General features: G+C 52.4%; 9 protein-coding genes and 1 pseudogene. 1 reads left to right on the top strand and 9 read right to left on the bottom strand.

Annotation, left to right across the window (positions count from 1 at the left end):
• Nucleotides 1-119: 119 nt before the first annotated feature.
• The 3 genes from HU824_RS03480 to HU824_RS03470 form a co-directional block, all read right to left on the bottom strand.
• Nucleotides 120-371, bottom strand: coding sequence for a hypothetical protein (locus HU824_RS03480; RefSeq protein ID WP_136009197.1), 252 nt, complete (start codon nucleotides 369-371; stop codon nucleotides 120-122).
• A gap of 112 nt (nucleotides 372-483) precedes the next feature.
• Entirely contained in the window at nucleotides 484-1,620 is a 1,137-nt protein-coding gene (locus HU824_RS03475; RefSeq protein WP_176468099.1) for an N-acetyltransferase, read from the bottom strand.
• 81 nt (nucleotides 1,621-1,701) lie between these two features.
• Nucleotides 1,702-2,682 carry a calcium/sodium antiporter gene (locus HU824_RS03470; RefSeq protein WP_016272294.1) on the bottom strand — a complete coding sequence of 327 codons (981 nt, stop codon included), beginning with the start codon at nucleotides 2,680-2,682 and terminating at the stop codon, nucleotides 1,702-1,704.
• A gap of 168 nt (nucleotides 2,683-2,850) precedes the next feature.
• Between HU824_RS03470 and HU824_RS03465 the strand changes: the two are divergent.
• Nucleotides 2,851-4,465, top strand: a pseudogene (locus tag HU824_RS03465) (mechanosensitive ion channel family protein).
• 9 nt (nucleotides 4,466-4,474) lie between these two features.
• On the opposite strand, the gene HU824_RS03460 reads toward HU824_RS03465, so the two are convergent.
• The 6 genes from HU824_RS03460 to HU824_RS03435 all read right to left on the bottom strand — a co-directional run bounded on the left by HU824_RS03460 (nucleotide 4,475) and on the right by HU824_RS03435 (nucleotide 13,329).
• Nucleotides 4,475-5,680 carry a WD40-like domain containing protein gene (locus tag HU824_RS03460; RefSeq protein ID WP_368044383.1) on the bottom strand — a complete coding sequence of 402 codons (1,206 nt, stop codon included), beginning with the start codon at nucleotides 5,678-5,680 and terminating at the stop codon, nucleotides 4,475-4,477.
• 184 nt (nucleotides 5,681-5,864) lie between these two features.
• Nucleotides 5,865-6,794, bottom strand: a complete 930-nt coding sequence (locus tag HU824_RS03455) for a metallophosphoesterase (RefSeq protein WP_176468098.1) — start codon at nucleotides 6,792-6,794, stop codon at nucleotides 5,865-5,867.
• A 60-nt stretch (nucleotides 6,795-6,854) separates the two neighbouring features.
• A complete protein-coding gene (locus HU824_RS03450) occupies nucleotides 6,855-9,623 on the bottom strand; it encodes a TonB-dependent receptor (protein WP_176468097.1) in 2,769 nt (922 codons plus the stop codon).
• Nucleotides 9,624-9,896: 273 nt separating this feature from the next.
• Nucleotides 9,897-11,162, bottom strand: a complete 1,266-nt coding sequence (locus HU824_RS03445) for a class I SAM-dependent methyltransferase (protein ID WP_176468096.1) — start codon at nucleotides 11,160-11,162, stop codon at nucleotides 9,897-9,899.
• Between the two features lie 201 nt (nucleotides 11,163-11,363).
• Entirely contained in the window at nucleotides 11,364-12,140 is a 777-nt protein-coding gene (locus HU824_RS03440) for a M15 family metallopeptidase (RefSeq protein ID WP_176468095.1), read from the bottom strand.
• 37 nt (nucleotides 12,141-12,177) lie between these two features.
• Complete coding sequence (locus HU824_RS03435) at nucleotides 12,178-13,329, bottom strand: hypothetical protein (protein WP_176468094.1); 1,152 nt, start codon at nucleotides 13,327-13,329, stop codon at nucleotides 12,178-12,180.
• Nucleotides 13,330-13,335: the final 6 nt, after the last annotated feature.

Raw genomic sequence — 13,335 nt, 5'->3', positions numbered from 1 at the left:
AATAGAACGGTGTCATCTACTATTTGGACATGAAATATAAAGAACGCCCGATAACTGCCTATGCGGATATGGTAACAGCTTTTCGGCTGATTTTATAAATGATTTGGAGAAGGAGGCTTTCATATTCCAAGCCATTTACGGAACTGCTCCTGTTCTTCTTCGCTTGCCGGAGAGAGTCCCTCCGGATCGGTTTTTATCAATTGCTGATAGGTGGCGGAGTCGTCAATGTCTTCCACATCTTTGGCTATCAGGTTTTCGATATATTTCTTCAGATTCATTCCATTGGCAGCTGCTTTTATGGAAAGATATTTGAATACATTCTCGGGTATATCAATCACTTTTCTTTTCTTGGGCATTATTGTGGCTTCCATATCTCTTCTTTTTGTTTCTTCGCAAATATATAATTTATATATGATATATACAAAAGGAAGGTCTTGTGTTTATTGAAAGTTCACATACTCCAAAGGACTATGCCATCTGCGGTTATCCTATCTCCTTCACAAAGCATCTTCTCCTCTTGTGCTGTTCCGTCCTGAAGTACTCCCATTGCGCCTGTACCTTGCCGTTCAGCTCCAGCTCCGGATTGCTTTCGGCATACTCGAAACCAAGTTGCTGGTAGACGGGGATAAGGTCGGAGAACAGCAGTGCATTGACGCCCTTGTTCTGGTATTCCGGTTTTACGGCAACCAGCAGCAAATCGAGCATCTTGGGATATTTCTTCAAGAAGATGGTCTTGGCCAGGTGATACCAACCCATAGGAAGCAGGCGCCCGTGGGCTTTTTGCAACGCTTCGGCGAGTGACGGCATGGAAATGCCTACGGCAAGCAGCTGGTCATCGGCATCGGTAATCAGAGTCACCATGCGTAGGTCGAGGATGGGCAGGTACATCTTGACGTATTGGTCAATCTGCCGTTGGCTCAGTGCAGAATAGCCATAGAGTGGCTGATAGGCTTCGTTCATCAGTTCGAAGATGGCCTGACCGTAGTCTTGGGCAATCTTCTTGGCAGATGTGTATTTCTTTACCTTGAGGTTATACTTGCGCCGGATGAGGTCGGAGATGCGCTTGTGCTTGTCGGGTATGGCGTCGGGAATGTAGATTTTGTACTCCACCCAATCGGCATCCTTCTCAAAGCCCATGCGTTCCAGGTGCTGCGGGTAGTAGGGATAGTTATAAATGGTGGCCATGGTGCCCAGTTGGTCGAATCCCTCGACAAGCATGCCTTCGGCATCGAAGTCGGTGAATCCCAGCGGGCCTTGTATATACGTCATTCCCCGTTCTTTTCCCCATTCTTCCACGGTGCGTATCAGGGCATCGGATACTTCCGCATCGTCGATGAAGTCTATCCACCCGAAGCGTACTTCCTTCTTGTTCCAGGTTTGGTTTGCCTTGTGGTTGATGATGGCAGCTACACGTCCTACGATTTTACCTTCCCGATAGGCCAGAAAATAGTCGGCTTCACAGAATTCGAATGCAGCGTTTTTCTTCTTGTTGAAGGTATTGAGCATGTCGTCGAAAAGGTCGGGGACGGAATAAGGGTTGTTTTTGTATAGCAGGTAGTTGAAGCGGATAAAGCGCTCCAGTTCCCGTCGTGTGGTAACTTTCTTGATTGTAATTGCCATAATTGTTCAATATTGGGTTCGCAAAGGTAATGCAAACTGAGAGCAGAACAAAATAAGCTTGCTTATTTTTTATGCCCTGTGTCAGAGGTTGCATATCAGTACAGCCATGTAGGCCGCGTAGCAGAGCATCAGAATGCTTCCTTCGATTCGGGTAATGGTGCGTTTCCCGAAGAACAAGCCGAACAGCCAGAGCAGGATGCCCGCCCCCACGAGTACCCACAAATCGAGATTGGTGATGCCCGTCAGACGCATTGGGGTGATGGAAGCCGAACAGCCCAGCACGAAGAATATGTTGAAGAGATTGCTTCCGATGGCGTTCCCGATGGCTATTTCGGGGTTTTTCTTCAGGGCGGCTACGATGGAGGTGGCAAGTTCGGGCAGTGATGTGCCGCCTGCCACGAGCGTAAGGCCTATGACGGATTCGCTGACGCCCAATCCGCGGGCTATGCCGCCGGCGCCGTCTACAAAGAAATTGCCCCCGATGATGAGTCCGGCAAGTCCGCCGAGAATGTATAGGGCAGACTTCCACACCGGCAGCAGCCTGATTTCATCCTCTTCCTGCAGGGGCTCCTTTTCGGGGTTCGTCGTGTCTCCGTCCCTTTTTGCGATGGCAAAGGTGTAACTCAAGAAAATGGCAAAGAAGCACAGCAGCAGCAGTCCGTCGGCAATGCCGAGCATGTTTTCCTCACTGCCGTCCAGAAAGACGTCGTTGGCGCAAATCAGCAGGGCGACGGACGAAAGTATACAAAGGGGGATTTCGCGTTTCAGCGTATTACGGGTGATGACTATCGGAGCGAAAAGGGCCGTACAGCCCACAATCATCAAGGTATTGAATATGTTGCTTCCCACCACATTGCCGATGGCGATGTCTGCGCTGCCTTTCAGGGCGGAGGATATGCTGACGGTGAGTTCCGGTGCGGAAGTGCCGAAGGCGACAATGGTAAGCCCGATGACGATGGACGGTATGCGGAAACGTTTGGCAACGGATGCGGCGCCGTCTGTCAGCCCATTGGCGCCCAGAAGAATGAGGAGCAGTCCTCCGACAAGAAGCAATATATCCATAGGTGTGTTGATTTTGGGTGCAAAGATAGTGCAAACTGAATGCAGAACTGCCATGTTTGCAAAGAAAAGTTATGTCGATTAGGGTAGGAAGTTAAAAACATTCCGTATGTTTGAAGCATTTATTGAGTATGTTTGCATAATTAAAGAATCAAATAAAGAAGTTTATATATGAAAGTAATCCGTGCTTTCTGTCTCTGTTGGCTGTTGATGCTGGCAGGAGGAGTGTCAGCTCAGCTGGTAGATAAAGTGCTCAGTGTTTTGGATGAAGACAGTGTGAATACTGTTACAGTAGTAAAGGCCGACTCCGATTCGATTCAATTGTCGCTCATCAGGCAGGAATTGGAAGCAGCCCGGCTGAACGAAGCGGATCTGCGGATGGAAATGGAGCAGATGAAGCTGGCGAGCTATGCGGCCGATTCGGTGAAGTTGGCATTGCAGAAACAACGCATTGATTCGTTGCGGACGGTGACGCCTGGTATTCCGGTGGTGGTGGAGAAGGACACTTTGTTCTATCTGTATGCCAAGCGTGGAGGGCATACGCCTCAACAGCGGGCCAAAGATGTAAGCAACGTCATCGAAGCATTGGGCACGCGTTTCAATCTGCGTCCGGACTCTGTTTATTTAGAGAGTACGGATATTGTTACAGACTTGATGTATGGCGAAAAGGTCATCATTTCCTTTCAGAAAACTCAAACTACGCATTCAGAAGCTGAAGGATACCAAGCTGAAACCGATCTCTATTCAGGATTATGAATTGCTGGATACGCAGAAGCAGGTCAACCTGCTGGTGTTTGTTGCCAACCTGGTGCGTTATGTAGTCATGCTGTTGCAGCTGCTGCTGACGGTTCCGTTATTATTCTCCATTTTCCCTCAGACCAAGAGCTTGGCTTATACATTATTCTCCTACATCTGGAATCCTATAAAGATCATCTTGAATGGAATAGCCGACTATATACCCAATCTGTTCACTATCTTTGTGATATGCTATGCGGTGAAGTACCTGGTCAGACTGGTGCGTTATCTTGCCAATGAGGTGCAGGCTGAACGGCTGAAGATAAACGGCTTCTATCCGGATTGGGCCATTCCTACCTATCATATTGTGCGCTTCTTGCTTTATGCGTTTATGATTGCCATGATTTACCCTTATCTGCCGGGTTCCAAGTCGGGAGTCTTCCAGGGAATCTCCGTGTTTGTCGGCTTGATTGTTTCGCTCGGTTCCAGTACGGTTATCGGCAATATCATTGCAGGACTGGTCATAACCTACATGCGGCCTTTCAAGCTGGGTGACCGCATCAAGCTGAATGACACTACTGGTAACATCATTGAGAAAACACCGCTCGTCACCCGCATCCGTACTCCGAAGAATGAGGTGGTGACCATTCCGAACTCTTTCATCATGTCTTCCCATACGGTCAATTACAGCCAGTCTGCCCGTGAGTATGGATTGATTATCCATTCGGAGGTCAGTATTGGCTACGATGTTCCGTGGCGGAAGACACATCAGCTGTTGATAGAGGCTGCATTGAATACTCCTGGAGTGATAGATGATCCCCGTCCGTTTGTATTGGAGACTTCCCTTCAGGATTATTATCCGGTTTATCAAGTGAATGCCTATATCAGGGATGCCAACAGCCTTAGCCAGATTTATTCTGATTTGCATCAGAATATCCAGGATGTCTTTGACGAGGCAGGCATCGAAATCATGTCTCCTCACTATATAGCTACGCGTGACGGCAGTGAGACGACCATACCCAAGGATGACTTACGGGAGAAAAAGCAGTAAGGGAGCCGGTTATCGTGCCAGTAAAATCTCTGCAAACGGTACGTAGAACATAAACATCCTCCATTCCTTTGTCTGGAAATCATAAGTTTCGATGAAGTCGCCTTCACGATAGCCTGCAAACTGCACGTAGAGTTTCCTTGTCTGCCCGTCCTTGGAGTAGTACATGGCAGCGGAGCGTACGGCGTTGGGGTAGGTGGCGAAAGGCTCTTTCAAGTTTCCGGCAGTAGTATCCCATAAGCAGAATTGCGTATCTCCACCATTGGCACGGGAAACGATATAGCCTCCTTTGCATTGCAGGCTGTTTGGGTTTTCGGGGGATGGTTCCATAATCCGGAAAGGTATCAAGGCTTCGGCCTTGATGGGGTCGTAGCAGTGCATCTTTTCTTTGGCGATGTCTATCACGACGGGCGAGAAGGTGCCGTCGCCGTTGTTGGCCGAGAGCAGCATGTGGGCGTCGGCTATCACGCCCGGATAGCGTGAGAGGGATTCGGGCTTCAGTCCATCCGGTAATGGTATTTCGGGAGTATGTATCGGTGGCATATTCAACCGGGTATATACCGGATAAGAGATGCTACAGTAGGTGAGGAGCTTATCTCCGGCCATTTCCAGGGAAACAGTGTTGTTGAAGTCCGAGCAGATGGTAATTGCGTTACGTTCTACCGGGTTACACCAATAGTGCATGCAGAGGTCGTATCCGTCGATGAAACTACTGCCGTCTTTCTCCCGTATCCCGCAGAGGATGTTGGTGCCGGGGATGTTGGCGGCAAGGCAGAAATCTTCGCCGTCATGGAACTGGATTACTTCCGATATTTCTTGTGTTGCCAGGTCGATACGGGTGATGCCGCGGGGAACGGTCGGTGTGTAAATGGCGTGGGAGTTGGTGATACCGTAGAGATATGGTTCTTCGGGGGATTGTCCGTCGGCTACCGAAATCTGGCCGAGAGGCTGAAGCTGTCCTGCCCGTTCCAGGAACATTTCTACCCGTGAGGCGGGCCAGTGTCCGGGGGCAAGGAAAGTAATGCTGTTGGTGGTTTGCTCTGTGGTAACGGCGCGTGTGTAGCGTGAATACCCTTCGGGAAAGAGAGGATTGTCGGCTATCGGCCAGTAGATGTCCAATATGATTTGGTCGTTGCTCTGCAAGCCGTCGGCTTTGACGGTCACGGCATCACCGGGATTGAAGGTCTTTCCGGCATCGGATATGGTGATATTGGTCACAAAAGCGGGTTGTTTCTCTTTGTCGTCATCACTGCAAGCGGCAAGTAGCAGGCTGATTAGTAGCAGGAAGTGTATCTTCTTCTGGAAAAATCCTCCTACGAAACATGGTCTTCTGCTTCGTGGGAGGAAAGTGGTTGTTCGGCAGGGCTTCGGGGGAATGCGCCTGCTTGCGTGCCGGCTTGGATTATTTGCTGCGCGTCACCGTGTGCAATACATTCCCTTTCTTGTCAATCATGCGCAGTTCCAGTGTCTTTTTGCTGGCCGATACAATGGAGAAACCCGGTTCGGGGCTGCAGAATACGGTCCCTTCGATGGGCTTCACCTTGCGGGCGAGCGAACCGGCAGAATTGGTGATATAGTCGATGTCGTTGCCTGCCACGCGTACGTGCTGGAAGTTGTGGATGTGCCCGCAGATGTACATATCCACCTTGTGCTTGCGCAGGATGGGATCGAGACGTGCCTGCATATCCGCGCGTTCGCTCTCGTCCTTCGGGGTTTCGGCATAGATGGGATGGTGTCCGGCAACGATAACCCAGTCCTCTTTGGCGGCAGTCAGTACGGAATCTATCCAGGAAAGTTGTTGCTGGTAATCCTGCTTGCAGGCATCGGGATAGGTCTCGCTTTCGTTGCGGTATTTGTCAATCATCGGGGCGGTGTCTACCCAAAGGATGCGGATGGTAGCGCCGTTGTCCTCGAACGTCTTGGTATAATAACGGGCGGGCATGGTCCAGCGGCGGCTGATATTACTGTAGTCGAGCACAGCCTGCGTATTGCCGCGGTATTCGTGGTTGCCCAGCAGGGGGAACCAGTCTATCATCAGCTCCGGGTGGCTGTAAATAAGTTCGTAGTTGGTCATCCAAAGCGGGTCGTTCACGCTACGTACGCCTTCAAAGTGGTGTACATCGCCGGTGGCAAGAACGAATTCGGGGCCTACTTCTTCTGCCATTTGTCCCATCAGTTCGGCGATGGGCTTTTGGTCGTAGTAGCCGTTACGGCCGAGGTCGTTGGCTACGTAGAAGTTGAACTTCTTGTCGAAGATGGAGTAATCGGTGATTTGGGCAATGGCTGCGTTGCCAAGTAGGGCAATAAACAGTAAAAGGAATATTTTCTTCATTGTCATTATTAAATTGTTGAGTAGTTAATGTTGATAACTTGTTGAGATAGAATTCGCTGTTTAAAAATTAATCTTCACTCCCGCATTCACTTTCACGCCGTAGTATTCTGCCTGCATGGTACGGTCTTTTGTGCCCTGGTAGTAGCGTAGCGGCTGGTTCAGCAGGTTGTTGGCTTCGGCGTAGAAGGTAGTCTTGAACTTCTTTCCGAAGGTATAGCTGGCGTTTACGTCCATATAGTTCACCTTGTCGTAGTAGCGGTCGTAGAAGGTGCTTTCTCCCATTTCGTCGATGAAGTCGGAAGCCAAGTTATAGCTCAGGCGCAGATTCAGACCGCCTTTCTCAAAGTATAGGGAAGCATTTGCGGTATGCTCCGGAGAGCCTGGCATGCTCAAGTCTTTCTCATTCTCGCGGCCTTCGAAGTTGAAGTCTTCCACACGGGAGTGGGTGTAGGTGTACGTTCCGTAGAAACCTACACATTTCAGAGCGGGAGCAATAAAGCTGAAGTCGCGCTGGTAGGATAACTCTACCCCTACCAGGTTGGCGTTGCCCGCATTCTTGGGTTGGGTGAAGCGGGTGTAGGTGTTACCCTGGTATTCGTAGTTGGTGCTCACCTGGTCTACGATGAAGTCGTCTATCTTCTTGTAGAAGATGCCGGCGCTTATCAGACCGATGCTGCGGAAGTAGTAGTCGGCACTCAAGTCGAAGTTGTAGGAGACGGTAGGTTTCAGCTCCGGGTTTCCGATGGTGATTTCGTTGTCGGAACGCTTGATGTTCACACTGGGCACGAGGGCCGAGTATTTGGGGCGTGACAAGGTTTGGGTAAACGAACCGCGCACTTTGAAGTCATCGTTTACATTCCACTTTACGAGCAGCGACGGCAGGAAGTTGATGTAGCTGTTGCGCTGACGGTCGGTCTTGCTTGTGAGGTCTTCGTCGGCATCGTAGGTGCGTCCCGTATAGGCAAGGTTGGTGTTCTCTATGCGGAGTCCGGTCACCAGTTCCACGTCTTTTGTCAGTTTTTGGTCGAAGCGGAGGTAGCCGGAAGTCACGGTTTCGCGGGCGTTGAAGTTTCCGGCAAGTTCTTCCTGCACCTGCTCTTTCTCAAAGAGGGAAGCGTTGTTCAAGTCTAAAGAGCCGGTGTATTCCTTGCTGGCGTAGATGCCTGCCTGGTATTTGTTGTTGGGCATGAAGTTCTTGTTGGTCTGGTCCACTGTATTTGCCAGGCTGTTCGTCATGAAGGCGTCCTCGTCCAGAGGAGAGTATTCGTAGAAGTCCACTTCTTTATCCTTGGTCTTGCGTACTACCTTTGCGCCGAACTTCAGCTTGTTGCCGTTCTTGAAGGGAAGTTTGAAGTTGGCGGAGAACTTCAGGTCCTGCTCCTTGATGTCTTCCTGCTGTTCCGTCAGCTCTTTCAGGCTGAATTCATCGTTCAATGTCATGGTAGAGCCTGTTTTGGGGCTGGCAAAGGGTTGGCGTTCGTCGCTCAGGTCCATGTCGAACTTCTGTTTCTTCAGTTGGAAGTCGATGTAGCGTTCGTTGGGACGTTCTTCGCTGGCTTTGGCATAGCTGGCGTGCCAGTCCATGGAGAGGGCGCCGAAGAGGTGTTCGCCGCCGAGGGCAAAGTCCATGGTGCGCTGGCGTTCCAGGCGGGCGTTACGGTTGTCCGGCGTACCGGCTTTGGTCTGTATGCGTACGGTGGCGTTGCCGTCGGGGTCAAGGTCTTTCAGCGTGGTACGGTAGCGGTTCTCCCAGTCGTTGCGGTTGTTGAAGATGCCTTTGAAGGTCAGTTTGTGGTTGGCATTGATGTCCCAGTCCAGTGCGGCAGAGTAGCTTTGGCGTTCGCGGGTGACGTAGTATTGGCGGATTTGGTAGTCGTTGACGTACGTCTTGCCGTTGTCATCCTGCTCCCACACGAATTCGGTGTCGTAGGAACCGGAAGGTGAGTTCTGATAGGAGGCCGATACAATCAAGCCGAGTTTGTCGTTGAAGAAGCGGTCGCCGTAGGTGAAGCCAAGGTTCAGTTGCGCCTTTTCGCTCACCCAGTTGTAGCCGGTTCCGGCGGTGGCGGCAATGGTACGCTTGTAGGGGGAGTTCTTGGTGACGAGGTTGATGCTGCCGCCGATGGCGTCGCCGTCCATATCGGCGGTTACTACCTTGTTCACTTCGATGGTCTGAATCATGTCTGCCGGAATGAGGTCGAGCTGTACGTTGCGCGTATCGCCTTCGGCAGAGGGAACGCGGTTGCCGTTGATGGTGACGGAACTGAGGTCGGCACTCGTGCCCCGCACTTGCCCGAAGCGTGCCTCGCCTTGGTCGTACTGCACGTTGATGCCGGAGATGCGTTTAAGGGCGTCACCGATGTTGGAGTCGGGGAACTTGCCTACCTGGTCGGCAGAGACTACATTCGTAATCCCCATGTTGTTTTTCTGTGAGTTGATGGCACGGCGCTGTCCCTGGAAGGCGCCGCCTACCACCACTTCCTGCAACTCCACACCTTCGTTCAGCACGACGTCTTTTTCCAGTGTACGGCCTGCGGGGATGGTGATTTTCAGTTCTACGGGAGAGTAGCCCACGTAGCTCACCTTTACTGTATAGGTTCCCGGGTCAAGGTTAGAGAAAGTGTAGAAGCCGTTGACGTCGCTCGTCACGCCAGTGTGTAGTTTCTCGATGTAGATGGATGCGCCCGGGAGAGTTTGTTTAGTGGCGTCAATGATACGTCCGCGTACAGTTCCTTGTTTCGTGACATTTGCTTTTTCGTCGGCAATGGCCGTATTGACGGTGGCGGTGAATAGGAGTAAGAATAAGAATGCTCTCAAAATCTGTTTCATACTTGTTATTATCTGTTAATAATCTGCCGCAAAAGTAGAGGGTTGCCGTTACGTGGAGATTGCGGAGCGTTGAAGAACAGATAACGATTCAGTTACAATGAGGTTACATAAATTCTTGGAGGTAGTACCTTTTCGGCGGTATCTCCCTTTGCCGTCATCTGGCAGACTGACGCTAAAGATGCACGAGATGTACATCTCGGACTGTATGAGATGTACATATCGAGCAACATGAGATGTACATCTCGTGCAGGGGAAGGTATAGGGGTTGGTGTCTTATCCCGTAGCCTGGCAGCGGATAAGTACCTTCTTCTCGTCTGCCAGAGTAGTGGCAAAGAGATAAGTGTCTCCCCCTTCGGCCAGCTTCAGGCGTTTGCGCAGTTCGGCCACGGTGGCGGGGAAGTTGCGTACGGTGAGGTTCGCCTTTTTCTCGGCGGCTAGCATCTCTTTCACTTCTTTCTTGCCGAAGCCGCAGGAGGAGGTAATCCGGAACTTGCGGCCGGGGAAGTCGGGAAGGAGGCTGTCCGAAGTGTAGAGGTGGCTGTTGGGATGCAGTTTTTCCACCTTGTACGATGAGGAGAGGCTACGGAACGCTCCGGCTTTCAGCACGGAGGCATTCGGTTCGTAGAGGTATGATTTCAGTTGAGGGGTGCAGGGGCATGCGCACTCTTTCTCTTGTCCGCGGGTGAAGACGAGGGCTTGGGGAGCCGGGGCGGAGGTGAAGTTGACGCAATGTATGGGAATGTCGTCTGTAGGCAGTGTTTCGCCTTGCCCCAGCAAGAGCAGCAGCTCCTTGCATTCGTTGCCCACGGAGACGATGTGTGCCTCTCGTACATGCTTCAAATCGTTCAGGGCGAGGGTGAGGTCGAGCATGGGGGAGAGCTTTACCAGTACGTGCCGTGCCTTGCGCAGCAGCAGTTCTTCGAGGGCGGACACATCGGGTTCGCAGTCGCCGATGGCTACGGTCTTTCCGCCGTGTCCGTCGCGGCGGGCAGGGTCTATGAAGATGCAGTCTGCGGGTTCCATCTCTTGCAGATGGCGGACGCTGTCTGCGTGGCACACGGAGATGTGGTTCAGGCCGAGGGCGGGAAAGTTGTGCGCGGCTATCCGGCAGAGTGTTTCCTGGCGCTCTACGTAAGTGGCGTGCTCGAAGCAGGAGGAGAGGAAGGCGCAGTCGATGCCGAAACCTCCGGTGAGGTCGGTAAGGGTGCCGGCCGATGCGGGAGTGCTGTTTTTCGCGTGAGTGCCGGCTTTCGCGGGATGTTCTTGTCCTGTTCTTGGCAGGTTGCCTATGATTTCCGCTTTATATTGTGCCGTCACCTGGGAGGAGCATTGCTCCAGAGAAAGGTGGGCGGGGTAGAGTATGTTCTCGTTCTCGGCCCATGCGGGTATCTTCTCTTTGGCAATCTGCCGGCCTGAAATCTGTGTGATGGCGGCGGGCATGTCTACCGAAGGGTAGCGGCGTGCCTGCAAGGCAAGGCTGCGCACGTCGTCGCGGCGATGCTCGCGGATGAAGCGGAGGGTGTCTTGGGATAAAGGCATGGCTTGGCTTATTTATTCTGATGCAAAGTTATCTCAAAAAGGACAAAGTGGGGCATAAATTCGCAGCTTTCTGTCTGATTATTTTTCAGACACAGATGACGCTGATAATACAGATTAAGAATATTAAAAATCCGCGTCATCTGCGTCATCCGCGTCAAAGCGATAGCAAATTTAAGTTTCCGGACAAGCTGGGGGTGAGAGTTAAGGGATGACCCGGTATCGCTCCTTTGCCGTCTGCCTGCTGACGCGGTTGAAGTGCCACCATTCGCTGGGTAGCGGGCGGAATCCGGCTTCTTTCATTACCTGCCGGAGCAGCAGGCGGTTGGCGCGTTCTTGTTCCGTCAGCTTGCCTTGTGCCACGAGCACGGCTTCTTCTGTGATGTGGGCTTCCCTGCCCAGATGGTCTACCGGGGTGCCCATGGGCAGAGGAGTTCCTTTATCGTCGAGTATGCTGATGTCCACCGCCAATCCGTAGTTGTGCAGGCCGCCGCCGCGTGAGGGGTTGGAGACATAGATGTATTTGGAGGTTCCTTTCACTACGTCCCACATCTTCTGCTGTACGGACAAGGGGCGCGCTGCGTCGTAGACGATGAGGCTGTAGCCGGGGTACTGTTCTTTCAGTAGGCGTTGTGCCCGCTTCAGGCTTTTCATGGCATCGGGGTGCAGGTAGGCTTCTTTCAGGTCTTCGTATAATAGGGTTCCGGTGAAGTTGTCGGCACGGGTGTACATCAGGTCGATGGCGATGCTGCTGTCCGCTTCGGCGATGTTGACGAAACCGAGGGAGTCCAGATAGCGGGCCGTACGGCTTTTGACCGGGGCAGGAGGGGCGGGGGCTTCTTCTATGGAGTCGGAACATGCGGCATCCCTTTCCATTGTGTCCGCGCGTTGTATTTGCCTTTGCGGCGGTTGCTTCCCGCTGCAACCGTGCAGCGCGCAGGCCGACGGCAGCAGTAGCAGGCAGAAGAGGAGTTGTTTCATTTTGCAAGACATATTCCTGTTACAAGGGGCATTTCCGCTACAAGACATTCGCGGCAGTAAGGATTGATTTCATCAGCGCTATGTCCGAACGGACTTCTCCCTGCATCAGGTATTTGTCTTTCCGTCGGCAGGTGGCTTCGTAAATCTCCTTTGCCTTTGCCGCGTCCTTGTCCCGGCAGAGTGCCAGGGCGCAGAGCAAGCGCTGCTTGGAAGACGTCACATCCTTGTATTGCCGGATGTAGGCATTCAGTTCGTCGGTATATAATTCTTCTGCCTGCGCGGTCCTGTTTGTCACCAGGGCGGTGAAGAGCAGTTCGCAAGCGGTTTCCTTTATCAGAAGCCCGATGACTTCGTGCCGGTGGTCCATCACTCTGCCGAACGCGTGGTGGGCGGCTTCCCATTCTTCGAGGTCGAGCAGGCGCGAGGCGTGCATCAAGGCTATGGTGGCTTGCAGGGCATTCTTGTAGTCGATGCCTTCCGCTTGGCCGAACCATTCGGCAGGCATGTCTTTGGGGCGCATGCCCTCCTGCACCAGTGCATTGACGCGTAGCTGGGTGACCAGTGCCTGCTTGCTTTTGCTGTCCTTGAGAAGCAGGCGCATGTTGTCGGCATCGTTGCCGATGCCTCCTATCTTCATGGGGATTCCGTTCATCAGTGCAAGGAAGAGGCCCGTCAGGGAGAACGTCAGGAGAAAGAATTTCAGCAGATAGGGCAGTCCGTCTGCGGTGAGCAGCGGAAGGAAGGCAAGGATGGCGGCCGACAGATTGGCAAGCACTCCGCCCAGGTTGTACAAGGCGGTGGGGATGTATGCCAGAGGCTTTTCGGGCGGGGCAAGCAGGCATTGCCCTCCCGTTCCGGCAATGCTGAAGCGCCTGATGCACAATTTTCCGTCTTTGCGGATGAAGGTAAGGCTGAAGATGCGGAAGGAGACGAAGCGGTAGCCGGTGGCCAGTCCGCAGACAAGATGCCCGCCTTCGTGCAGAATCACTTGCAGGAAGATGGAGAGCAGCAGAAGCAGTATGGCGGCCAGAAAGACTCCTGCCATCTGCAGGGCGCCGAATTCGGAAAACCTGCTGCATACACTGTCGAGCGAGTCTCCTATGACCAGCGTTCTTACGCCTATCATTCCTCCCGCGCCGATACACGCTCCGACTATGAAGCTTCCTGCGAGATTGAGTATTTTCTTCATTCTGGT

This window comes from Bacteroides sp. L10-4 (assembly GCF_013373675.1).
In the GTDB taxonomy this organism is placed as follows: Bacteria; Bacteroidota; Bacteroidia; order Bacteroidales; family Bacteroidaceae; genus Bacteroides; species Bacteroides muris.
This window is presented reverse-complemented; position numbering and strand designations above follow the sequence as displayed.